Here is a 22,638-nt window from a genome sequence, read left to right as displayed (position 1 = left end):
TATGGACAAGACCGCGCAGAAACATCGCCAGCGGTTGGTGAACCTTGGCTTCGGCAACTTCGTCGTGGCCTCTCGCGTCGTCGCCATTGTCGACCCCGCCAGCGCGCCCATGCGCAGGCTCCGTGAAGATGCGCGCCAGGACAACCGGCTCATCGACGCCACCCAGGGCCGCAAGACGCGCGCCATCGTGGTCACGGATTCCAACCATGTCATTCTGTCGGCAATCCAGGCCGAGACCATTGGTCAGCGTTTCCAGGCCGAGGACGCCAGCTCCCGCCGCGAGGAGGATTAAGTGGTCGCCACAAGCGCAAGCAGCATCGAGAACACGCCGCGACTGGGCCTGTGCCTGGTGATCTCCGCGCCCTCCGGCGCGGGAAAGAGCACCCTGGTGGAGCGCCTGCGCGCGGAGTTTCCGCACTTCGCCTACTCCATCTCCTGCACGACGCGCGCTCCGCGCGGCCAGGAAAAGGACGGCGTGGACTACCACTTCCTCACTCGCGAGGAGTTCCTCTCCCGTCGCGACGCTGGGTACTTCGCCGAGTGGGCTGAGGTTCACGGCAACCTCTACGGCACGCCCAAGGCCCCGGTGGAGGAACACCTCGCCAGCGGGCGCGATGTGCTCTTCGACATCGACGTGCAGGGCGCGTTACAGGTCAAGAAGGTGTTCCCGCAGGGGCTGTTCGTGTTCATCCAGCCGCCGTCGAGGCAGGAACTGGAGCGCCGTCTGCGCGGGCGCGGCACCGACTCCGAGGAAGCCATAGCCAAGCGCCTGGGCAACGCCCTGGGCGAGCTCAGCCAGTCCGGGCAGTTCGACTACCTCATCGTCAACGACGACCTGGACACCGCCGCGGACGAGCTGCGCGCCATTTACGTGGCTGGCCGCACCCGCACCATCAACCGGCCCGGCCTGCTCGACGCGCTGCTGGCCCAGTGGGAGGCGAAGTAATGGCCCAGCTTGTCGTCGCCCTTGATTTTCAGACCCAGGCCGAGGCCGTGGCCATGGCCGCGAAGGTCCAGGGCGTCGCGCCCTGGATGAAGGTCGGCCTGGAGCTGTTCGTGGCCGAGGGGCCGGGCATCGTGCGGGAGCTCAAGGCTCTGGGCTTCAAGGTGTTCGTGGATCTCAAGTTTCTGGACATCCCCAACACCGTGCGCGGGGCGGTGCGCTCGTGCGTCAAGTCCGGCGCGGACATGCTGAACATCCACGCCTGTGGCGGGGTGGACATGGCCCGCGTGGCTGTTGCCGCGCGCGACGAAGCCGCCGCTGAAATGGCGCTTGCCGCCAAGCCGCTGCTGTTCGCCGTCACCGTGCTCACGAGCATGATGGATCCCTCGCTGCCAGTGCTGAACGGCCGGGAACCCGCCGCCGTGGTGCTGGAACTGGCCAAGGCCTCGCGTGCTGCGGGCCTGGACGGCGTGGTCTGCTCCGGCCAGGAGGCGGCGCGCATCAAGGCCGAGTGCGGGCCTGACTTCCTGTGCCTCACGCCGGGCATTCGCATTCCCGATCCGTCGGCGACGACCTCAGCGCAGGGCGACGACCAGCGCCGCGTCATGACCCCGGAGGCCGCCGTGGCCGCCGGTTCGGATTATCTGGTGGTGGGACGCCCCATCACCCGCGCTGTTGATCCGGCCCAGAGCGCTCGCGACATATTGCGTCGCATGGCCCAGGCATAGGGCCTCACATGCCCTGCAACTGGAAACTCCTGTCCGACGCGCCCGTGCCGGACTCCATCGGAACGCTTGCCGAGGAACTCGGCATCACCCGAGTCATTGCCGAGGTGCTGTGGCGCCGTGGCTACACCTCTGCGCAGGACATGGACCGCTTCCTCTCGCCCGGCCTGCGCCATCTGCTCCCGCCTGAGACCATTCCCGGCCTGACGCAGGCGGTCGCGGTGCTCGCCCGCGAAATCACCCAGGGCGCCACGTTCTGCGTTTGGGGCGACTACGACGTGGACGGCATCACCTCTACCGCGCTGGTGAAGGACTTTCTGCACAAGCGCCTCGGGCCGGAGGTCGCGCCCCTGGACGGCTCTGGCCAGGTGCGCCACTTCCTGCCCAACCGCAAGGAACACGGCTACGGCCTGAGCATTCCAAGCATCGAGCGCCTGGCTGCCGAGGGCGTGCAGCTGTTGCTGACGGTGGACTGCGGCATCAGCTCCGTTGCCGAGGTGGCGCGCGCCAATGAGCTCGGCCTGACTGTCGTCGTCAGCGACCACCACCTGCCGCCGGACGAACTCCCCGCCGCAGCCGCCATCTGCAACCCACAGTTGTGCCAGGGGAAAATTTGCCAAGGCAACTGCACGGGCCTGTGTGACCTGGCGGGCGTGGGCGTGGCCTTCTTTCTCATGGCGGCGCTCAACCGACTGCTTCCGGGCGAGCCCGTGGACATGCGCCAGTTTCTGGACCTTGTGGCCCTGGGCACCGTGGCCGACGTGGTGCACCTCACCGCCCAGAACCGCATCCTGGTCAAGAACGGGCTGCTGCTCATCAAGGAGGCCAGGCGCCCCGGCATCGCCTCGCTCAAGGTGTACAGCGGCTATGACCGTCTGGCGGAACTTGGGGCGGGACAGATCGGCTTCGGCCTGGCCCCGCGCATCAACGCCGCAGGGCGCATGGCCGATCCTCAGATCGCGCTGACGATGCTGCTGGCGCCGGACATGGACACGGCCAACCCGCTGGCGAGCAAGCTCGACGGGCTGAACGCCAAACGCCGCAGCTCGGAGCAGGAGATTCTGGAACAGGCGCTGGCCCAGGCCGAGGAGCAGAAGGACCGTCTCGGTCTTGTGCTGGCGGGCGAGGATTGGCACGCGGGCGTCATCGGCATCGTGGCCTCGCGCGTGGTGGAGCGCTGCTACAAGCCTGTCCTCATGCTGTGCCGCGAAGGCGAAGGCGAGGACGCGCACTGGAAGGGCTCGGGCCGCAGCGTGGCGGAGTTCGACCTGCACGAAGGGCTGAGCGGGTTGGAGCATCTGTTTCTGGGCTTCGGCGGGCACAAGCAGGCGGCGGGGCTGTCCATGGCGCTTCAGAACCTTGATGCCCTGCGCGAGGGCTTCCACCTGGCCGTTGAGGCCGCGCTCGGCCCTGTGCCGCTGCGGCCCTCGCTGAAGCTGGACCGGGAATTGGGCTTCGGCGATATCTCCTTTACATTGTTGAAGGAGCTGGAGATGCTGCAGCCCTTCGGCATGGGCAACCCGGAGCCGCTGTTCGTGTCGCCGCCGGTGCTGGTGAAGACCTACCGGGTATTCGGCAAGGACCATGTGAAGCTCGGGCTGGCTGAGCAGGGGACGCCGGAAAGCAGAGGGGACCGCCCCGGCTTGCTGCTTCCGGCCAAGGTCTGGCGCAAGGCGGCGGAACTCACCAGCGCGGTGCAGGGCAAGCTCATGCGCTTCGCCTTCACGCCGAGGATCGACCGCTTCGACGGCATCCCGAAGATAGAGTTGCAGGTGAAGGACTGGGACGGGTAGAGTTTCGTGCCCCTTTGAAAACAATCGGCCCCGGAGCATCCGCCCCGGGGCCTTTTTCGTTCATTCGTTTGAGCCGTCGGCTAGAATTTCTGGAAGCCGTCGTCCTCCAACTTGTCCACGCTCGATTCAGGATTGGCTGTCGCGGCCTCCAGCGCGAGCGGCTTTGAGCGACTCGGGCCGCCGTCGAGCTTGAAGAACTGCATCACGCGTTGCATACGTTGCGCTTGGGCCGCCAACTCCTCGCTGGTGCTGGCCGTTTCTTCAGAGGCCGAGGCGTTTTGTTGGATTACATGATCGAGCTGCTGGATGGCCTTGTTCATCAGGGTCGCGCCGTTATGCTGTTCGTTGCAGGCCGCGCTGATCTCCTGCACCAGTTCGCTGGTGCGCTCGATGTCCGGCACGATCTTGCCCAACATCTGGCCAGCCTTCTCGGCCACCACAAGGCTTCTGTTGGAAAGCTGGCCGATCTCGTTGGCCGCAGCCCCGCTACGCTCGGCCAGCTTGCGCACTTCCGCCGCAACCACGGCAAAGCCCTTGCCGTGTTCGCCCGCGCGAGCAGCCTCGATGGCGGCGTTCAGGGCCAACAGGTTTGTCTGCCGAGCGATCTCCTCGATGAAGCCAATCTTTTCAACGATCTCTCGCATTGCATTCAGGGTTTGGTCAACCGCAGCACCGCCCTCGCGGGCATCTTCTGAGCTCTTCTTGGCCATGACCTCAGTCTGCTGAGCGTTATCAGCGTTCTGACGGATGTTTGAGGCCATCTCCTCGATGCTGGAGGATATCTCCTCCACGCTGGCCGCCTGTTCCGTCGCACCTTGAGAGAGGGACTCGCTTGACGCTGCCAGCTCTTCTGATCCGGAAGCCACTGCCTCGGCTGAAGAATTGACCTGGAGGACAACATCGCGCAGGTGACCAGCCATGTTCGTGAGCGCAGCGGCCAATGCCCCGATCTCGTCCTTCTGGTTAACCTCGATGTGCGCCGCGAGGTTGCCCTCGGCAAGCTCTTTGGCGAAAATCAGCCCCTTGCGCACCGGCCCGGTAATGCCCCGGGTGATGAACAGCGCGAACACCGTGCCAAGCAGCAGGGCCAGGAGGGCGCCGCTTGCGAGCAGGACGCGCGAGCGCGCGATCCCGCTGAACATCTTGCTTTTTTGATCCTCTCGCGCCATCTCGCACACCTTCTGCATGTCACGTGCGCTGGCAATCAACTGCTGTTCCATTGCCTTCTGGTTAGCAATAAGTTTGGAATATGCGTTGATATTGTTCATGTACTCAGACGTTTCGGCCAGTATCTGGGTGGCAAGAGCTATGTTCTCCTGCTTAACCAGGCGCGCCTTGAGGGCTGCACCTTGGTTGAGAACGCCCTGTCCGATTTCCAGGGCCTTCTGGGCGTACGCCGGATCAGTGGTCTGGATGTAGTACATGACTGTGAGGCGCATGAGGCATAATTGGGCTTCAAGTTTGCCCGCATCGTTTGTGTTAAGCAGGAGACGTTCCAGGGTCTGGGCGTTGGACTTGGAGCGGATGCCCCGAGTCATTTCCGCGCTCTGGTCCTTGTTCAGCTCTTCGGCCTTATGCATGGCCTTCAGCGCTGAGGCCCCCATCGTCTTCTGCGTGTTCAGCCGCTGCTCATAGCTATCGATAAAACCCTTGAAAGCAGCGGCGTATCCGAGGGTGGCCTTGAGAACGTGGTCCATTTGTTCCTTGTTTGCAGTGTCTGAAAAGCGATCCTTGTAGACCTTGGCCTTGGCCTGGATGGCTTCGACATTCTTGCCGACTTCCTCGACGCTCTTCACGTCATGCCGAATCTGGAAATTCTTTTCCTGACGCCTGATTTCCAGTACCGACTTTATTATGTCGGACATGGCATCAGACTTGTCCATGCGGTCAATCGCTTCGGAGTAGCCTTGCCAGGCGAGCAATGCGATCAGGGCGGTCAGCACGAGAACGGACCCGAAACCAAGTCCTAACTTCATGGACAAGCGCAGGTTCTTCATCTGAATCTCCAGGGTATGAGGATGATGATTGCCTGCGCCATAACACGAGCTATAGGCTGGCGCAATGGAGTCTATCAATACAATAGGTTGGCACTGAGTGCCATTGAATAGAATTTAGCCAGCCTTCGACGAAAAAGTGCTTGACGAAGAGGTGACCGAGTCGTAAGAACTCTTTATCAAGATATATTGATATAATGATGGAGACCAATGACCGACCTCTTGCGCATACACAAAGCCCTGGCCGATGAAACCCGACTGCGGCTCGTCGGCATCCTTCGCCGCCATGAGCTCAACGTGGGAGAGCTGGTGGCGGTCATGGGCATGGGCCAACCGCGCATCTCCAGGCACCTTAAGATACTGGACGAGGCCGGGTTGGTTGACTGCCGCCGCGAAGGGCTTTGGGCCTTTTACCGCGCGGCCTCCAGCGATCCGGGGAGGACGCTGCTCGACACCTCCGCCGAATTTATGGATACGCCTGAATTCGTTACCGACGCCGCACGAGCCGACGCCGCTGTGCGTGAACGCGTACAGGCCACGCGCCGGTTCTTCGACGCCGTGGCCGGGCGCTGGCGCGACCTTTCGCGCGAGGTCCTGGGCGAGCTGGATCTGCCTGGAATCATCGCCGAACGAGTGCCGGAGGGCGCAGCCGTTGCCGACCTCGGGTGCGGCCCGGGCGAGCTTTTGGAGCGCCTGAGCGAGCGCGCCTGTCTGGTCATCGGCGTGGACAACTCGCAGCGCATGCTGGAGCTGGCTGGGCAGCGCCTGAACGGCAAGGCCTCGCAGAGCGGTCAGGCCGGGGTCAGCTTGCGACTGGGCGATTTGACGCACTTGCCCTTGCGCGAAGGCGAGGCCCACGCCGCCGTGCTTTCCATGGTCTTGCACCACCTGCCGGACCCCGTGGCCGCGCTTTCGGAGGCGCGCCGCGTGCTGTGTCCCGGCGGGCGTCTCATCATCGCCGATTTTGACCGCCACGAGAACGAGGCCATGCGCGTGCAATACGGCGATGCGCGTCTCGGCCTGGATCAGCAGCAATTGCGCGCATGGTTTGAGGAGGCCGGTTTTGTGCCCGGTCCGGTGGAACTGTACCCAGTCAACCAGGGGCTCAACGTGCTTCTCGCCGAGGCGGCGAGACCATAGCAACTGCCCTGGTTAAACCTTTTTCGTAAACACTTTCGGAGGATAGCGAAATGATGGAACTTGACCTGAAGATGAACTACCGCGTTGCCGACATGTCCCTGGCCGATTGGGGCCGCAAGGAGCTGCAGCTTTCCGAGAACGAGATGCCCGGGCTCATGGCGCTGCGCAAGAAATATGGCAAGAAGAAGCCCCTGAAGGGCCTGAAGATCATGGGCAGCCTGCACATGACCATCCAGACCGCCATGCTCATTGAGACGTTGGCCGCCCTGGGCGCGGACCTGCGCTGGGCCTCCTGCAACATCTTCAGCACCCAGGACCATGCCGCCGCCGCCATCGCCAAGGCCAAGACCGCCAAGGTCTTCGCCTGGAAGGGCGAGAGCCTGGAGGAGTACTGGTGGTGCACCGAGCAGGCCCTCACCTGGCCTGACGGTTCCGGCCCGGACCTCATCGTGGACGACGGCGGCGACGCCACCCTCATGATTCATCAGGGCGTGAAATGCGAGAAGCAGCCCGCGCTGCTCAAGAAGAAGGTGGACAATAAGGAATTCCAGATCATCATGGACCGCCTGGCCCACGGCTACAAGTCCGATCCCAAGAAGTGGACCAAGATCGCGGCCAAGGTGCGCGGCGTGAGCGAGGAAACCACCACCGGCGTGCATCGTCTGTACGAGATGGCCAAGAAGGGCGAGTTGCTGTTCCCGGCCATCAACGTCAACGACTCCGTGACCAAGAGCAAGTTCGACAACTTGTACGGCTGCCGCGAGTCCCTGGCTGACGGCATCAAGCGCGCCACCGACGTCATGATCGCCGGCAAGATCAGCGTGGTTGTCGGCTACGGCGACGTGGGCAAGGGCTGCGCCCAGTCCATGCGCGGCTTCGGCTCCCGCGTCATCGTCACCGAGATCGACCCCATCTGCGCGCTCCAGGCGGCCATGGAAGGCTATGAAGTCCTGCCCATGGACAAGGCCTGCGAGCTTGGCGACATCTTCATCACCGCCACCGGCAACTACCATGTGGTCAATTCCAAGCACATGCTCAAGATGAAGGACGAGGCCATCCTCTGCAACATCGGCCACTTTGATTCCGAGATCGAGATGAGCTTCCTGGAGAACAATCCCAAGTGCACGAAGCTTGAGATCAAGCCCCAGGTGGACAAGTGGACCCTGCCCAGCGGCAAATCCCTCATTGTCCTGGCGGAAGGCCGTCTGGTGAACCTGGGCTGCGCCACCGGCCACCCCAGCTTCGTCATGAGCAACTCCTTCACCAACCAGGTGCTGGCTCAGCTCGACCTGGCCGCCAACAAGTACGAGCCTAAGGTCATGATCCTGCCCAAGAAGCTGGACGAAGAGGTCGCGCGCCTGCACCTGGAGCGCCTGGGCGTGCAGCTCGACAAGCTCTCCAAGGCCCAGGCCGACTACCTCGGCGTGTCCGTGGACGGCCCCTTCAAGCCCGACCACTACCGCTACTAGGCGAGACGGGCGAAGCAAGACAGATAGATCGGCAAAAGGCCGGGGCAGGGCGACCTGCTCCGGCCTTTTTCATGGCGCTGGCAGCAGCTGTTTCCGAGCCTCGGCCTTCAGCGCCTTGCCCATGCGCGCCAGGAGCCTTGAAGGGATGTTCCAGCAGTGCCAGTAGAGCGGCACCGGCATGGTGACAGGCGACAAATCGACGAGCGAACCGGTGGCGAAGTGCGGCTTGGCTTGAAGATGTGGAATGAGTCCGTATCCGGCGCTTCCGAGCACAAAGTCGACAAACCGCTCGGAGTCGGGCACGTGATGGCGCGGCGCGTTTTCCGGGCTCACGCCCAGGACCATGGCCAAGTAGCTGTCATGCACATTGTCGTCGCGGTTGAAGACCACTGCCGGTGCCTTCCACGCGGCCTTGAGAGAAAGGCCGTCCGCAAACCAGCGTTGGGCAAAGGCTGGGCTGCAGGCGCAATGGTAGGTCATATGCCCCAGGAACTCTGCCCGGCAGCCCTGCGGCGGAGTCTTTCGCGCGCTGATGCACCCAGACACCTCGCCGTTTCGCAAGAGTTCCAGCGTCTTTTCCTGGTCGTCCACGCGAAGATCAAGCGCTATCCGCTCCGAGGCAAGCACCGGTAACACGGCATCGGCCAGCCATGTGGCCAACGTGTCGGCGTTGACGGCAAGGGCCAAGGGCTGCCAGGGCTGACCGTTTGCGTCTGCGTGTTCCGACGAAGCGCACAACCTCTCCATCTCCGCCTCAAGTTCGGCCTCCAGCAGAGTCACACGGCGCGCATGGCGGAGCAAGGCTCGACCTGGCCCTGTGGGGCGTGGAGGTTGCGTGCGTGTAAGCACAGGCTGCCCTGTCGCCTCCTCCATTTGCCGGATGCGCTGGGATACCGCTGATTGCGTGATGTTGAGCCGCCGTGCCGCTCGCTCAAAGCCGCCTTCTTCAATGACGGCCGTTAGCGTTTCCAGGTGTTTGGCTTCGATCATGAGTATATATTAGCATAATGAATGACATTTGAAAAGAATTAATTGTACTTGTTGTGCTTGGCGGGGTATGTGCGGGCCAAGAGGAGGCGAACATGCCTGGAGTTGAGTTTGTCTGGCCGCAGTTGGCGCAGGGGTTTGCCCTGAGCTTTGGGCTCATTGTGGCCATAGGCGCGCAGAACGTCTTTGTGCTGACGCAGGGCGCACGCGGGCATCGGCCCTGGCTTGTGGCAGGAGTCTGCACCCTCTGCGACGGGTTGCTCATCAGCGCTGGGGTAGGCGGGGTCGGCCTGACGGTGTCACGGACGCCGCTGGCCTCAAGCCTTCTCGCTTTGGGTGGAGTGCTCTTTCTTGTTCTCTACGGACTGAGGGCCATGCAAAACGCTTTGCGAGGCGAAACTCTGGGCCTCGAGCTCGCCGCGCCGACGCCTTCTGTCGGCGCCATAGTACTTGCTGCTTTGGGCGTGAGCCTGCTCAATCCTCACGCACTGCTCGACACAGTCGTGCTCATCGGCGGATTGTCAGCGCGTTTGGATGCGCCGGGACGGCTCAGCTTCGGTATGGGCGCAGTGCTGGCTTCGGCCTTGTGGTTCTTTTCGCTCAGCCTGGGCGGACGCTTGTTGGCGCCTGTGCTGCGCAAGCCTGTGGCTTGGCGCGTGCTGGACGCCATCGTTTGCCTGACCATGTGGGTGCTGGCTGCAGGGCTTGGCCGCGAGCTTCTTCTTGGTCCTGGTGGCGCGGTTCTCGGACTGTAGCCTCAGGCGCAGTCGAGCGAGGTGCAGTTCCGCCCTGAACTCTTGGCTCGGTACATCATTTCATCGGCCCGCTGGACGAGGGATTCCAGCGTGTCGGTCGGCTGGGCCATGCTGCCGCCAACTGACACCGTGACGCGGAGCAGCCCGGAGGGCAGGGGCAGGGCGCTTGCCTCCACCAGCCGACGCATGCGTTCCGCAATGGCCCGGAAACGTGCCGCGTCGACGCCTGGAATCAGCGCCAGGAATTCCTCGCCCCCCCAGCGGCTGACCTTGTCCACGCCACGAAGTGCGCTGGTGAGCGACTTGGCAACCATGGCGAGAACCCGGTCGCCGACCTCGTGCCCATGGCTGTCATTAATCTGCTTGAAGCCATCGATATCCACGAAGAGTAGGCCGAAGGGGGTCTTGAAATTGCGCAGCGCCTTAATTTTGCGTTCGAAATCTTCAGACGCGGCACGGCGGTTGCCCAGCCTGGTCAGCGTGTCGAGCATGCTCAGGTGCTTCATCTCGCTGAGTTCGTGACGGATTTCTCGTTGGCCGGCGTTGTCTGAAAAGATCTCCACAGCACCGGTGATGATATCCTGTTCGTCTGTGATGGGGGTGATGCGGATCCTCACCGGAACACGGTGCCCGTCCTTGTGGTGCAGATACACCTCGGCCTCGCGCAACTTCCCGTCCTTCAGGGTGCTGGCAAGAGGACAACCGCAAGTGCAGAGCTGATTGCCAGCATCGTCCACATGCATAAGCAGGTTGTCGGCGCAGCTGCGCCCTGCGACTTCGTCGGCGCTGTAGCCGGAGATGCGTTCGGCTCCCTTGTTCCAGTAGGTTATGGTGCGCGTGGTGTCGACGAAGTAGACCCCGTCGTAGAGATTATCGAGCAGGTCCTTGTAGAAATCGTTCTGCATGCTTCCCTCGAAACTGCTGAAATATGTGAGCATGTGTACAGGCCTGATTCGTGGGGAGGCGCTGTGAGTGCTGAAAGGGCACGTGCTCTTCCTGTTTATATGAAGATATATCGCAAACAAAACTCTTGTCCAAGCGTTTTAAACAGACGCGGGGCGCCCAAGGTTGTCTTGAGCGCCCCGGCAGACGATGAAAGTGTGATTGTTCAGCTAGAAGCAGACGGCGACCAGATTGAAAGACGTGTAGTTGTTGTCCGGGTTCTCGGCGTAGCGGCAACCCATGCGTGAGGCGTCTCGCTTGTTTGCGATGTCCTCTTCGGAACCCTTATAGTAGTCGCAGTCGTTGTTGAAGCACACGACAATGACCCCCCAGCCGGTGTCGGGCGGGGCGAGCCAAGCTTCCATGGGCTTGTTGCAATGGGGGCAGACGCGGTCTTCCAGTTCGGTAATGATGCCGGCATATTCATGAATCACAGTGGATTGCTCCTTGTTGGTGCTTGGGGGTGGTAAGGCCAAGCAAAGGTAAGTCGTCGACGCGCGGCGTCAAGGGGCTTCAGAAGGTGGTTTTTCGAGCAAGACCGTCTTGTGCCTCGTCCGAGCTCAGTTCCGTCTCATTATCAAAGTCCGCTTGGTCGTCAGGATGACCACCCTGGCCTTCGTCATCAATATCTTCACCAGGAAGGCTCTCGGGCAGGTCGCCCTGTCCGGATTGCCTCAGTTCACGCAGCAGGCGGAACAGCGTACGGCTTGAGCGAGGCGGTTTGTTCTTCTCGGCCTCGGTGCGGGCGTTGCGGACGAGTTGGCGGATCTTGCTGCGAACTTCGACCTGTTCGGCTTCCGGGGCCAGCGCCACGATGGCCTCCAGGCCGGACTCATCCCCGGAGAGCAGGGCCGTGCGCCAGGCTTCCACCGCATGGAACTCGCGCGCCTGTGTGCGGTTGCCGGACTCCATGTCTTCCACGGCGCGGGCGAGCGGGTCAGAATCCGTCTCGCGCATGAGCGCGCCGATGAACTGGAGCTGGCGGCGCTTGGCCTCGTGCTTGGCCAGTCCCTTGTAGTCCATGATGGCCTCCATGAGGCGTGGCGCAAGGTCCAGTCGCTTCAGGGCCGACTCCGGCAATTCCGCGAGTTTGCCGCCGAGCACCTGCAGGGCGGCGCTGTCGCGCTTTTTCTGTGACCGGCTGGGCGGCCGGGGGTCGCTATGGTCGTAAGGCTTGGGCTTGCGCATTGGTTCCTCTGGTCGATTGAAGGGGGCGTCTCAGTGAGCGTGAACGACAGCTATTGTCCCTGGTTTGGCCGCATCTGGCAAGGCCGGAAACATGAAGGGCCGGAAGCGGTTGCCTCCGGCCCTTTTGCAAACGTATTCCGGGCTGTTACGCAACCCAGTCGTCGTCCGCCTCCACCGGGGCGAAGCCACGGCGCATGGTGTTTTCAGAGACAAGGCGCGGATCCATGAACTGCAGCAGGTAGTCCGGGCCACCGGCCTTGGAGCCCACGCCGGACATGTTGAAGCCGCCGAAGGCATGGCGCTCGACCATGGCGCCGGTGCTGCCCTTGTTCAGGTACAGGTTTCCCACGCGGAACTCCTTGCGGGCTTTTTCCAGGTGCTTGGGGCTGCGGGAGTAGACCGCGCCGGTGAGGGCGAAGCGCGTCGAATTGGCGATGTCCAGGGCCTCGTCAAAGGTCTTGGCGCGCATGACCGCCAGAACGGGTCCGAAGACCTCCTCCTGGGCGATGCGGTGCGTCTTGTTGATGCCCTCGACGATGGTCAGCGGGGCGTAGCAGCCTTCCGCCGGGATGTCCGTGCGCTTCACCAGCACCTTGCCCTCGGAGCAGGCGATGTCGACGTACTTCATGCAGTTGGCCTGGGCGGCCTTGTCCACCACCGGGCCCATGTAGTTGGCCGGGTCCTCGGACGGGCCGATCTTGACGCAACTGGCGGCCTCGGCCAGGCGCTTGGTAAAGCGTTCGTAGATGGGGTCGAGCACGATGACGCGCGAGCAGGCCGAGCACTTCTGCCCCTGGAACCCGAAGGCCGAGTACAGCACGCCCAGCACGGCCTCGTCCAGGTCGGCGTCGTCGTCGATGATGATGGCGTTCTTGCCGCCCATCTCGGCGATGACCTTCTTGCACTGGATCTGGCCGGGCTGCACCTTGGCGGCCCTTTCCTGAATGCGCAGGCCCACTTCCATGGAGCCGGTGAAGGCGATGACGGACACGTCCGGGTGGTCCACCAGTGCGTCTCCCATGACCGAGCCTTTGCCCGGCAGGAAGTTGAACACGCCGTCCGGCAGGCCCGCTTCCTTGAAGATGCTCGACAGGCCGTAGCTGATGACCGAGGACAGCCCGGAGGGCTTGTAGACCACGGCGTTGCCGCAGACGATGGCCGCGGCGGCCATGCCCGCGCTGATGGCCAGCGGGAAGTTCCACGGCCCGATGACCGCAGTGACGCCCTTGCCCTGGTAGAAGTACTGGTTCATCTCGCCGGGGGCATTGCCCATGCGCCTCGGCGCGCCCAGGCGCAGCATCTCGCGGCCGTAGTATTCCAGGAAGTCGATGGCCTCGGCCACGTCTGCGTGGGCCTGGTCCCACTGCTTGCCGACCTCGAGCACCTGCAGGGCAGAGAGCGCGTCGATGTCGCGGCGCATGATGTCCGCCGCCTTGAACAGCACCTTTGCGCGCTCGGCGGGCTCCACATCGCGCCAGGCGAGGTAGGCCTTCTTGGCGATGGAGAGCGCTTCCTGGGTCTCCTTGAGACCGGCCTGGCAGACCTTGCCAATGATCTCGGAAGGCTTGGCCGGGTTGTAGGAGTCCAGCGTCTCGCCTGTCTTCACTTCCTTGCCGCCGATGACAAGCGGATAGGTCTTGCCGAAGTCCTTGCGAACCTTGTCCAGCGCCTGGAGCATGTTGGCGCGGGCGGCCGGGACAGTGAAGTCCACGTTGGGGAAGTTGACGAACGGCGGAATGCTGCTGGCGCGGGCAGGAGCAGGGGCCACGTCCTTCCTGGACTCGATCTCGCGGCGGGCCGTTTTTTCAGGGTTTTCGAGCAGGCGCTCCATCTCCGCGCCCTCGGCAAAGCTCTGGCGCAGGAAGCTCTCGTTGGCGGTGTTCTCGAGCAACCGGCGGACAAGATAGGCCATGCCGGGGATGAGATCGCCGTAGGGGCAGTACAGACGGACACGGCGGGCAACGTTGCGCAGGCCTTTGCGCACGGGCTCGGCCATGCCGTAGAGCACCTGGAACTCCAGGCGGCTTTCGGGAACATTCAGGGCGCTGGCCATCTCCTGCACGGCGGAGATGGTGCGGATGTTGTGCGAGGCACAGGCGAAGTGGCAGATGTCGTGGTTCTCCATGATCATCTTGGCGATGCGCTCAAAGGCCATGTCGCTTTCGGCCTTGACGGTGTACACCGGCACTTCCCAGCCGTTCTGCTTGGCAATGACGGTTTCATAATCCCAGTAGGCGCCCTTCACCAGGCGGATGGAGATGGGCAGGTTCTCCTTGCGCGCCCAGGAGAGCATTTCGGACACGTCGGCGTCGGCGCACTTCAGGTAGCACTGGAACACGATGCCCAGGTTGGGATAGTCGCGGTGCTCCGGAGCGCTGCGCAGGCGCTTGTAGAGCTCAATGGTGATTTCCTTGTACTTGAGCTGCTCCATGTCGATGCACAAAAAACCGCCCATCTCCTTGACCTTGCGGTAGATGGGTTCGATGCGCCGGTACATGCCCTCAACGGAACCTGCGACATCGACAGCCTTGGCCTGGGAATAGAACGCCGAGGGCTTGACCGCGACATTGACCTTGGGCGCATGTCCCCAGTCGAGGTCGCCGCCGGAATCCAGCCCGTCCCACTTCTTGTACTCGCCCTGAATTGCGTCGAGCACTTCCATGTAGCCGCGCTGGTAGGCGTCGGATTCCTTCTCGTTCACCGTGGCCTCGCCCAAGAGGTCGATGACGAAGGCGAAGCCATCCTTGCGCAACTGGCGGATGCCTTTGACAGCCTCGGAGGCCTTCTCGCCAATGATGAACTGGCGCGCCATGGATTCGATGTTGGAGCGGATGGCCTTGTTCAGCACCATGGCGACCAGGCCGCCGCCGAAGCCGGTCTTGCCTGCGCCCCACTTGAGCACGTCGGGAATGTTCGCGTCCTTGTCGCCGAAATATTCCTCGATGTGGCGTGACAGGGACTCCGAAGTGTTCAGGTAGGGAAGCACGTCCACGAAGCGGAACATCTGGACCTTGAAGTCCTCGTTCTGCATGGCCCAGTCCATGACCTTTCCTGTCCACCAGCCCTTGTTGAAGATGGACGGGGCCTCGCCTGCGATGCTCTGGAAGAACTGCTTGCCACGCTGGACGACCTTTTCGTCCAGGGCTTTGATCTCGATGCTCATTACGCTTTTGCTCCTTGCGCGTTTTCAGTGGGGTATTCCTGCTCTTCGGCGTCGAGAGGCAGGACACGTGTCTCCTTGAGGGTGGTCAGAACCACGGTGGTGCGCGTGTCGCGAACGCCTGGGATGGCTCCGAACTGCTGCAGGATGTGCTGCAGGTGCTCGGTGTCGCGCGCCCGGACCTTCGCCAGATAGGAGTCCTGCCCGGCGGTGTAGTGCATTTCGAGCACTCCCGGCACGCGGGCCAGGGCCTTGCCGGTGTCCATGGCGCCGACGCTTTCCTCGACGCGGACGAACGTGAAGGCCGTGAGCGTGAAGCCCACGTCCTTGGGGCGCAGCACGGCCTCGAAGCCCTTGATGATGCCCTTGCGTTCCAGCTTGCGCATGCGCTCCAGCACGGCTGAGGGCGCCATGCCGACTTGGCGGGCGATTTCGGCGTTCGAGGTGCGGCCATTGTCCTGAACTATCGTCAAAATCTTTTTGTCGATCTTGTCAATCATTCTGTCCTCCGTCGTTCAGCAGAATAAAATTCGTTTTATGAAAAATGTCAAGAGCGATGAGTTTGCATTTTCGAAATGGCCGGGTGAATTTCAGAACCTTTGCCTTTCGCATTCTTTTGCGCTAGCCAGAAGGCATCATGCAGCATGCCCCCAAGCCAGACGCCCTGCCCAAGGGGCTGACCGTTAGCGAGGACGCCGCGGGCGTCCTGACGCTCGGCTTTTCCGGCGACCTGAACAGCAAGAGCGTTGCCCGGATTTGGGGGCCGGCTCTTTCGCTGCTGCGCGTCGGCAAGGGCCGGGCGGCACCCGTTGCCGTGCGGCTGGAGCTCTCGCGGGCGGGGTACATCGACGGGGCAGGGCTGGCGCTGCTGGTGAAGCTGCGTGCCGAGGCCGAGGCCCGTGGCGCAACGGTGGAGGTGCTGGGCTTGTCCGAGAGCCACATGCACCTGCTGAGCCTGGCCGGTGACGCCGAGCGAGAGGCCGTCAAGAAGCCTGCCGAGCGGCGCGGCCTAAAGTCTCTCCTTGGGAGCAGCGTTGGCAGCGTGGTGGCCGGTGTAGTCGATGTGGTGTCGTTCGTCGGCGAGTGCGCGCTGGTGGTCTGGAATTCGCTGCGCCACCCGGAGCAGGTGCGCTGGAAGGACGTGCTGCTGGCGGCCATGGCCGTGGGCGTGGAGTCCATGCCCATCCTGCTCTTGGTGGGGTTCCTCATGGGCCTCATCATGAGCTTCCAGTCGGTCATCACCCTGCAGCGCTTCGGCGGCGAGATTTTCGTTCCGAACATGCTCGGGCTGGTCATGTTCCGCGAGATGGGGCCACTGACCACTGCCATCCTGTTGGCGGCGCGCTCCGGTTCGGCCTTCGCGGCGGAGATCGGCACCATGCGAGTCAACGAGGAGCTGGACGCCATGACCACCATGGGCATCAGCCCGGTGCGCTTTCTTGTCGGCCCGCGCATCCTCGCCTCGGTCGCCATGGTCCCCTTCATGACGCTGTTCTTCAATTTCGCCAGCCTCATCGGAGGAGCGCTGGTCATGCTCTCCATCGGCTTTCCGCTGGTGACCTTCACCTCGCGCGTGTTCGCCAACGTCACCGCAAATGACCTCATCGGCAGCCTGGTGAAGATGCTGGTGTTCAGCCTGCTTGTCTCCGGCGTGAGCTGCCTGCGCGGCCTGCATACCGGCGGCGGCGCCAGCGCCGTGGGCCGCAGCACCACCAGCGCGGTGGTCAGCGGTCTCATCCTGATCACCATTGCCGACGGACTCTTCGCGGTCTTGTTCTATTACCTGAAGATTTGATAGGGTCTGGGCGGTGGAGAAGAACATGAACGAAGACGACACCATAATCACCGTGCGCGACCTGACTTGCGCCTACGGCTCCGAGGTCGTCCTGAAGGACGTCTCCTTCGACGTGCGCCGGGGAGAGGTCTTCGTGGTCATCGGCCGTTCCGGCTGCGGCAAGAGCACGCTGCTCAAGCACATGATCGGCCTGATCTCGCCCCGGAGCGGCAGCATTGTCCTGAACGGGCGCGACATCGTCACCGCCCGGGGGGCTCGCCGCCTTGAGATCCTGAAAGGCATCGGCGTCATGTACCAGGGCGGGGCGCTCTTCGGGTCCATGAGCATCCTGCGCAACGTTGGCCTGCCGCTTGAGGAATACACCGACCTGCCGCCTGAGGCCATCGACGCCATCGCGCGGGTCAAGCTTTCGCTGGTGGGGCTTGAACGCTTCGGCCATTTCATGCCCACGGAGCTCTCCGGCGGCATGGTCAAGCGCGCGGCCATCGCCCGGGCCATGGCGCTGGACCCGCCCATCCTCTTCCTCGACGAGCCCTCCGCCGGGCTCGATCCCGTGACCTCCGCAGGGCTGGACAGCCTGGTGCGCAGCCTTGCCGAAACCCTTGGCATCACCTTTGTCATCGTCTCCCACGAGGTGCCGAGCATCCTCTCCATCGCCGACCGGGTCATACTGATGGACGACGGGGTCAAGGGCATCGCCGCCGAGGGCGACCCGCGCGAGCTGAATGCCTCAAGCCTCGACCCAGAGGTGCGCCGCTTCTTCGATCGCGAGGTGGCTCCGCGTGGCGCGCACCTGCCCCTTGCCCAGACAGCCACACAGGAGGAGGCCCGGCCATGATCCGAGGCGGCGACTATTTCAAGCTGGGCCTGTTCGTCATCGGCGGGGTCGCCCTGTTGCTGGTGGTGCTCTTCGCCCTGGGCGCTGGGCGGTTCTTCAAGAAGACCTACATCATGGAGACCTACGTCAACGAATCCGTGAACGGGCTGGAGCTGGGCTCCGCGGTGAAGTACCGGGGCGTGCGCGTGGGCAGCGTCTCGGAGATCGGGTTCGTGGCCTCGAAGTACGGCAAAAAAGCCGAGGGGCATCGCTACGTGTACGTGGAATGCACCCTGGACAAGGATCTGTTCGGCGGCCTGGGCAACAAGCCCGCTGAGGAGCAGGCCGAGGACGAAGTAGCGCGCGGGTTGCGTGCCAGGCCCATCTCCCAGGGCCTTACGGGCCAGCTTTACCTCGGGCTGGACTATGTTGACCCCGTGCAGAATCCGGCGCTGCCTATTGGCTGGGAGCCGAGCCACATCTACATTCCCTCCGCCGCCAGCACCTTGTCTCGTGTGGAGCAGGCGGTGCTCGGCATCAGCAACACCATGACCGGCCTGGAGAAGGCGGAGCTGCCAGAAGCGGTGAAAAGCTTCCGCCGCTTCGCCGACAGCGCCAGCAACGTTCTGGAGAGCGCCAATGGCCAGGAAGCCGGGAAACGCCTGACCGAAACTTTGGCTCAGACGAGCAAGCTGTTGGCGCGCATCAATGCGTTGCTTGAGAACCCCGCCGTGGACAGCCTGCTGCCCGATGCTGCCAAGACCATGGCCGGCACGCGCAAGCTTCTGGAAACCTCCGGCGGCGATGCGGCGGCCCTGGTCCGCGAGGCCAGAGAGACCGCCGCCAGCCTCAAGGCCTCGGCCAAGTCCCTGCAGGCCTTCCTGACCAGCCCGGCGACGCGGAAGCAGTTGGACGAGATGCCTGGCGCCATGCAGCAGGCCCGCGAGACCGTGGTCGAGCTCAAGAGCGCCGCCACGCGCCTGAACGCGGTGCTGGGCCGCGTGGAGAACCTGACGGCTTCGCAGCAGGCCAACGTGGAATCAGTGCTGGACAACACGCGCCAGCTCATTGAGAATCTGCGGGAGCTTACCGGCGAGGCCAAACGCTATCCTTCCGGGGTCCTCTTCGGGCCTCCGCCGAGCAAGTCGCCCCTGGGCGGGCAGTAGGGGGGATTATGCCACGCGCAACTCGCTGGAATGTTATGGTGTTGATGGCCGCGCTGCTGCTTCTGGGCTCCTGCGTGAAGCTTGAGCAGAAGCCGGTGGACAAGCGTTTCTACGCGTTGGAGGTGGCTCGCCCGGGCGCGGCGGTGACGACCTCCGCCTCAGCGGCAACGCTGCTTGTGCGGCGCCTGCAGGTCTCGCCGCGCGTTTCAGGCCGGGAGCTCGTCTACCGCACCGGGGAATCGGCCTGGACCGCTGACTTCTACAACCTGTTCTTCGTCATTCCCGCGGACATGCTGACCCAGGACCTGCGCACCTGGCTCGGATCAGCCGGGCTCTTCGCCAATGTGGTGGACCCGTCGAGCCTGCTTTTGCCCGGGTACATTCTTGAGGGCAACGTCAGCGGTCTGCACGGTGATTTTGGAGCCAAGCCCGCCCAGGCCGTCGCCGAGATTCAGTTCATCCTGCTCAGGAACGTCGGGTCTGAGCGCTGCGTAATCATGACCCGCGACATCCGCAAGTCCGTGCCCTTGGCCGCCAACACCCCGGCGGAACTGGTGCGTTCCCTGCGCCAGGCCGTCACTGAGATCAACGCGGAGTTGGAAGGCGCAATCCGCGAGGCAGTGTCGCGCCAATAGGCGCTAGGCTCCCAGCTGCCCCAGGCCGATGCCGGCTAGAAGGGCGAGCGTTGCCCAAAAGATCGCCTTCGCCGTTCCCGCCAGCGGGTGGCGCTGGCGACCTCCTGGCCTGTCGTCATCTGGTCGCAGCACATATTCTATGCCTCTCCACAGTTCCGAAAGCAGCGGCACCATTTCGCATCCTCCTCGCGTCCGGCTTGCCCGGTTAAAACAGATTGCCCGAGAGCAGATCACCGGCCATGGGCGCCATGCTGGCCACAAGGGCAAACGCCATGGCGACGTTGAAGACGCGGAGCCTGCGGCGGTCCTGCATGAACCCTCGCATGAGCGATCCCAGCGCGGCCCAGGCCCCGCAGCAGGGCATCCCCACCACCAGAAAGGCCGCCGTGACGATCAACGCGCCAAGGATGGGTTGGTCCGGCGGGGCGTAGGTGCTTGCCGCGGTGATGCACATCATGAGCGCCTTTGGGTTCACCCACTGAAAGGCCGTGGCCTGCAGGAAGGTCATCGGCGTGCCCTTGGCCGTGTCTTTTGCGGCAGCACTTGTTTCATTGTTGGCGAGCGGCGGGACTGCAGTGCCGATGGCCCAGGCAAGATAAAGCATGTAGGCCAGGCCGAGCACCCGCAGGACGGAGTAGAGGCCCGGCACGGTCTCGAACACAATCCCCACCCCAAGGCCCAGCGCCAATTGCATGAACGTGAAGCCGAGAGTGACACCCATGAGGTGTGGCAATGTACGCCTGAATCCATAGTTCACGCCCGAGGAAAAGAGCATGGCGTTGTTCGGTCCGGGCGTGGCGGACGTGACAAAGGCAAACAGGCACAGAGAAACTAAAAGTTGCGTAGTCATGGTCTTCTCCTGATTGTGAACTCTTCCTTGGTCCGATGAGTCTCTTTGATATAGTGATCGATACAATTCATGATTGTACCGATTTCTCTTATCCAGAATCCTTGACGATTCATGGCTGAATCGATGTAGACAGCATTACTGTTGACATTGTTTTGTGGTCAATGTATTTATTGTACCCATGACAATATGGACGCCGAAACTTGCCGACGACAAGCCCAAGTACCTTGGCCTCGCGGACGCCATCCTGGCTGACGTGGAGCGGGGCGCGCTGAAGCAGGGCGATCGCCTGCCGACGCATCGCGATTTGGCCGACGCTCTCGGCGTGACCGTGGGAACCGTGACGCGCGGCTACGCCGAGGCTTCGCGGCGCGGACTGGTGCGGGGAGAGGTCGGGCGCGGCACCGTCGTCTCCCTGGGCAAGGACGACGCGATGCCCTGGTGGGGCGGCGATACGGCCCAGCCGGAACGGGTGGACTTGGGGTTGGTGACGGGCATGTACGGCCTGGACCCTGACCTCGGTGCGGGGCTGCGAGAGATCGCCAGGCGCGGCGATGCGCAGGAGCTTTTGCGTTACCAGCCGTCACGCGGCATGCTCCGTCATCGCGAGATGGGATCGGCGTGGTTGTCGCGCTATGGGCTCGACGCCGGGCCTGAGCGAGTTCTGATTACCAGCGGCGGGCAGCATGCCCTGGTGGTGCTGTTTTCCACGTTGTTCCGGCCAGGTGACCGCATCGCCACGGCTGAGCTGAACTATCCCGGGATGATGAGCGCGGCTGCATTGGCGGGGTTGAGGCTTTTGCCTCTGGCGTGCGACGAGGAGGGCGTGTTGCCCGAGGCCTTGGCCGAGGCCTGTTCCCGAGAGACTGTGCGCGGTCTGTATTTCGCTCCGGGCGTGCACAACCCCACCACTGCCGGAGCCGGTCCGCAACGGCTGGCGCAGCTGGCCGAAATTGCGCGGCAGCGCGGGCTGCTGGTGGTGGAGGACGCGGCCTACGCCCTGACTGCCGAAGACCCGACACTCTCTGTGGCCAGTCTGGCGCCGGAACGTACGTTTTTCATCGCCAGCGTGTCCAAGAGCATCGCCGGGGGCTTGCGCGTGGCTTTTGTGTCCAGCCCCCAGGAACACGTGGAGCGCCTGTCTCTTGGCATCACCGGCACCACTTGGCTTGCCGCGCCCCTGTGCGTGGAGCTGGCCTGCCTTTGGATCGGCGACGGCACGGCAGACAAGGTGCTGGCGCGCAAGCGGGCCGAGGGCGCGAGCCGTAGCGCTCTGGCGCGTGAGGTGCTGGCCGGGCAGCGCTTCCGTTCACGTCGTGACGGCTACTTCATTTGGCTGGAGTTGCCGGAGCCTTGGCGCGGTTCAGACTTCGAGCGCGCGGCCCTGGAACGTGGAGTCGTCGTCGTCGCGGGCGAGTCTTTTGCGGTAGGGCAAACCTCTGCGCCCATGGCCGTGCGCGTGTCCTTGAGCGCGGCGCGCAGCCACGAGGAGCTCCGCCGTGGGCTTGAGATTCTGCGCGAGCTGCTGCAGCAGGCGCCGCGGCCCGGCCGGGCCATTGTCTGAACGCTAGGCCGACCGTTCCCCGGCAAGGCGGAGCGACGGCAGTTGGGCGAAGCGCGTCTCCCTGCAACGCTCCACAAGCGCCGGGCACTGGGTCAGGTCGGTGATTGGCGCGTATTCCGGAAGGATATGGACCTTGCGCTCGTAGAAGAGCATGAGCGTCTCCAGCCGGCGAAACAGGGCCGGTCGGGCGCGGTCCACCTGATCGAAAGCCTCTGTCATCCAGGCCTCGGTGTGGAACCCCAGGGCGTAGATGTCCTCAGGCTCGCCATTCGGCGACGGCACCGGGCCGATGCAGGCGTTCTTCCAGCCCAGTCCGTCCAGGGCCGACTGCACGGCGTGGGTCGGCAGGTCGGGCGTGGCGTTGCTGACAAGGATGGCACGCTCGTACTGGCGAGAAAACACGAGGCGGAAGGCGTTGCGCTGCTGCACGGTGATGTTGCGGCCCAGGGCGTTGCTGATTTTGAATCTCCCTTTGCCGAGCAGGGCCTTGGCCTGCTCCTTGTCCTGGCCGGGATCAAGAAACAGAAAGACTTCGGCGTCGACGTCGGCAAGATTGCGAAGGGTGTCCTTCAGCAAGGCCAGGGCGAGCGGATCAGGGCCAGCGCCGGACATCGCCTCAGGCGTGAGTACAGGCAGGGGAGTGTTGGCAAAAAGCAGTACGGCGGATTTCATGAAGTCTCCTGTGGCGCTGGCAGTGTGCTGCGGAGCGATCCTCGCT

At 63.3% G+C, this 22,638-nt stretch carries 21 protein-coding genes; 12 read left to right on the top strand and 9 right to left on the bottom strand.

What is annotated here, in order from left to right; all coding sequences use genetic code 11:
- Nucleotide 1: 1 nt before the first annotated feature.
- From RDU24_RS02065 to recJ, 4 genes are read left to right on the top strand one after another with little or no spacing between them, the layout of a single operon-like run.
- Nucleotides 2-292 carry a DUF370 domain-containing protein gene (locus tag RDU24_RS02065; protein WP_308734061.1) on the top strand — a complete coding sequence of 97 codons (291 nt, stop codon included), beginning with the start codon at nt 2-4 and terminating at the stop codon, nt 290-292.
- Nucleotides 293-946, top strand: coding sequence for a guanylate kinase (gene gmk / locus RDU24_RS02060; RefSeq protein WP_308734060.1), 654 nt, complete (start codon nt 293-295; stop codon nt 944-946).
- A complete protein-coding gene (gene pyrF, locus RDU24_RS02055; RefSeq protein ID WP_308734059.1) occupies nt 946-1,671 on the top strand; it encodes an orotidine-5'-phosphate decarboxylase in 726 nt (241 codons plus the stop codon). Before gmk ends, pyrF begins: the two co-directional genes overlap by 1 nt.
- An 8-nt stretch (nt 1,672-1,679) precedes the next feature.
- Entirely contained in the window at nt 1,680-3,461 is a 1,782-nt protein-coding gene (recJ, locus tag RDU24_RS02050; RefSeq protein ID WP_308734058.1) for a single-stranded-DNA-specific exonuclease RecJ, read from the top strand.
- Nucleotides 3,462-3,541: 80 nt separating this feature from the next.
- On the opposite strand, the gene RDU24_RS02045 is transcribed toward recJ, so the two are convergent.
- Nucleotides 3,542-5,458: a methyl-accepting chemotaxis protein gene (locus RDU24_RS02045; RefSeq protein ID WP_308734057.1), complete on the bottom strand. Its 1,917-nt coding sequence runs from the start codon at nt 5,456-5,458 to the stop codon at nt 3,542-3,544.
- A 207-nt stretch (nt 5,459-5,665) separates the two neighbouring features.
- On the opposite strand from RDU24_RS02045, the gene RDU24_RS02040 reads away from it, so the two are divergent.
- Together RDU24_RS02040 and ahcY are read left to right on the top strand one after the other, a co-directional pair.
- Nucleotides 5,666-6,595, top strand: coding sequence for an ArsR/SmtB family transcription factor (locus RDU24_RS02040; RefSeq protein WP_308734056.1), 930 nt, complete (start codon nt 5,666-5,668; stop codon nt 6,593-6,595).
- A 50-nt stretch (nt 6,596-6,645) separates the two neighbouring features.
- Nucleotides 6,646-8,064: an adenosylhomocysteinase gene (ahcY, locus tag RDU24_RS02035; RefSeq protein ID WP_308734055.1), complete on the top strand. Its 1,419-nt coding sequence runs from the start codon at nt 6,646-6,648 to the stop codon at nt 8,062-8,064.
- A 69-nt stretch (nt 8,065-8,133) separates the two neighbouring features.
- Here ahcY and RDU24_RS02030 read toward each other — a convergent pair whose 3' ends face one another.
- Nucleotides 8,134-9,054, bottom strand: a complete 921-nt coding sequence (locus tag RDU24_RS02030; RefSeq protein ID WP_308734054.1) for a LysR family transcriptional regulator ArgP — start codon at nt 9,052-9,054, stop codon at nt 8,134-8,136.
- Nucleotides 9,055-9,146: 92 nt separating this feature from the next.
- On the opposite strand from RDU24_RS02030, the gene RDU24_RS02025 reads away from it, so the two are divergent.
- Nucleotides 9,147-9,806 (top strand): LysE/ArgO family amino acid transporter, encoded by a 660-nt coding sequence (locus RDU24_RS02025; protein WP_308734053.1) that lies wholly within the window; start codon nt 9,147-9,149, stop codon nt 9,804-9,806.
- 2 nt (nt 9,807-9,808) lie between these two features.
- Here the strand turns inward: RDU24_RS02025 and RDU24_RS02020 are convergent, their stop codons facing one another.
- The 5 genes from RDU24_RS02020 to RDU24_RS02000 all read right to left on the bottom strand — a co-directional run bounded on the left by RDU24_RS02020 (nt 9,809) and on the right by RDU24_RS02000 (nt 15,596).
- Nucleotides 9,809-10,711, bottom strand: coding sequence for a sensor domain-containing diguanylate cyclase (locus RDU24_RS02020; RefSeq protein ID WP_308734052.1), 903 nt, complete (start codon nt 10,709-10,711; stop codon nt 9,809-9,811).
- 207 nt (nt 10,712-10,918) lie between these two features.
- Nucleotides 10,919-11,113 (bottom strand): hypothetical protein, encoded by a 195-nt coding sequence (locus RDU24_RS02015; RefSeq protein WP_374989738.1) that lies wholly within the window; start codon nt 11,111-11,113, stop codon nt 10,919-10,921.
- 148 nt (nt 11,114-11,261) lie between these two features.
- Nucleotides 11,262-11,936 (bottom strand): ribosome biogenesis factor YjgA, encoded by a 675-nt coding sequence (gene yjgA / locus RDU24_RS02010; protein WP_308734050.1) that lies wholly within the window; start codon nt 11,934-11,936, stop codon nt 11,262-11,264.
- Between the two features lie 145 nt (nt 11,937-12,081).
- The gene (gene pruA / locus RDU24_RS02005) at nt 12,082-15,099 is read right to left on the bottom strand and encodes an L-glutamate gamma-semialdehyde dehydrogenase (RefSeq protein ID WP_308734049.1); all 3,018 of its coding nucleotides are present in this window, start codon (nt 15,097-15,099) and stop codon (nt 12,082-12,084) included.
- The gene (locus RDU24_RS02000) at nt 15,099-15,596 is read right to left on the bottom strand and encodes an Lrp/AsnC family transcriptional regulator (protein WP_308734048.1); all 498 of its coding nucleotides are present in this window, start codon (nt 15,594-15,596) and stop codon (nt 15,099-15,101) included. Before RDU24_RS02000 ends, pruA begins: the two co-directional genes overlap by 1 nt.
- Before the next feature lie 137 nt (nt 15,597-15,733).
- On the opposite strand from RDU24_RS02000, the gene RDU24_RS01995 reads away from it, so the two are divergent.
- The 4 genes from RDU24_RS01995 to RDU24_RS01980 are packed head-to-tail and all read left to right on the top strand — an operon-like array spanning nt 15,734 to nt 19,509.
- On the top strand, nt 15,734-16,891 hold the full coding sequence (locus RDU24_RS01995; protein ID WP_308734047.1) for an ABC transporter permease: 1,158 nt from the start codon (nt 15,734-15,736) through the stop codon (nt 16,889-16,891).
- 25 nt (nt 16,892-16,916) lie between these two features.
- Complete coding sequence (locus tag RDU24_RS01990) at nt 16,917-17,729, top strand: ABC transporter ATP-binding protein (RefSeq protein WP_308734046.1); 813 nt, start codon at nt 16,917-16,919, stop codon at nt 17,727-17,729.
- Nucleotides 17,726-18,874 carry an MlaD family protein gene (locus RDU24_RS01985; protein ID WP_308734045.1) on the top strand — a complete coding sequence of 383 codons (1,149 nt, stop codon included), beginning with the start codon at nt 17,726-17,728 and terminating at the stop codon, nt 18,872-18,874. Before RDU24_RS01990 ends, RDU24_RS01985 begins: the two co-directional genes overlap by 4 nt.
- A gap of 8 nt (nt 18,875-18,882) precedes the next feature.
- A complete protein-coding gene (locus RDU24_RS01980) occupies nt 18,883-19,509 on the top strand; it encodes a PqiC family protein (RefSeq protein ID WP_308734044.1) in 627 nt (208 codons plus the stop codon).
- Nucleotides 19,510-19,714: 205 nt separating this feature from the next.
- On the opposite strand, the gene RDU24_RS01975 is transcribed toward RDU24_RS01980, so the two are convergent.
- Nucleotides 19,715-20,359: a LysE family translocator gene (locus tag RDU24_RS01975; protein WP_308734043.1), complete on the bottom strand. Its 645-nt coding sequence runs from the start codon at nt 20,357-20,359 to the stop codon at nt 19,715-19,717.
- Nucleotides 20,360-20,537: 178 nt separating this feature from the next.
- Here RDU24_RS01975 and RDU24_RS01970 point away from each other — a divergent pair, with 178 nt between their 5' ends.
- Nucleotides 20,538-21,920, top strand: a complete 1,383-nt coding sequence (locus tag RDU24_RS01970; protein WP_308734042.1) for an aminotransferase-like domain-containing protein — start codon at nt 20,538-20,540, stop codon at nt 21,918-21,920.
- Between the two features lie 3 nt (nt 21,921-21,923).
- On the opposite strand, the gene RDU24_RS01965 is transcribed toward RDU24_RS01970, so the two are convergent.
- The gene (locus RDU24_RS01965; RefSeq protein ID WP_308734041.1) at nt 21,924-22,592 is read right to left on the bottom strand and encodes a DUF2064 domain-containing protein; all 669 of its coding nucleotides are present in this window, start codon (nt 22,590-22,592) and stop codon (nt 21,924-21,926) included.
- Nucleotides 22,593-22,638: the final 46 nt, after the last annotated feature.

It is taken from the genome of Humidesulfovibrio sp. (assembly GCF_031082295.1).
Taxonomy (GTDB): Bacteria; Desulfobacterota; Desulfovibrionia; order Desulfovibrionales; family Desulfovibrionaceae; genus Humidesulfovibrio.
This window is presented reverse-complemented; position numbering and strand designations above follow the sequence as displayed.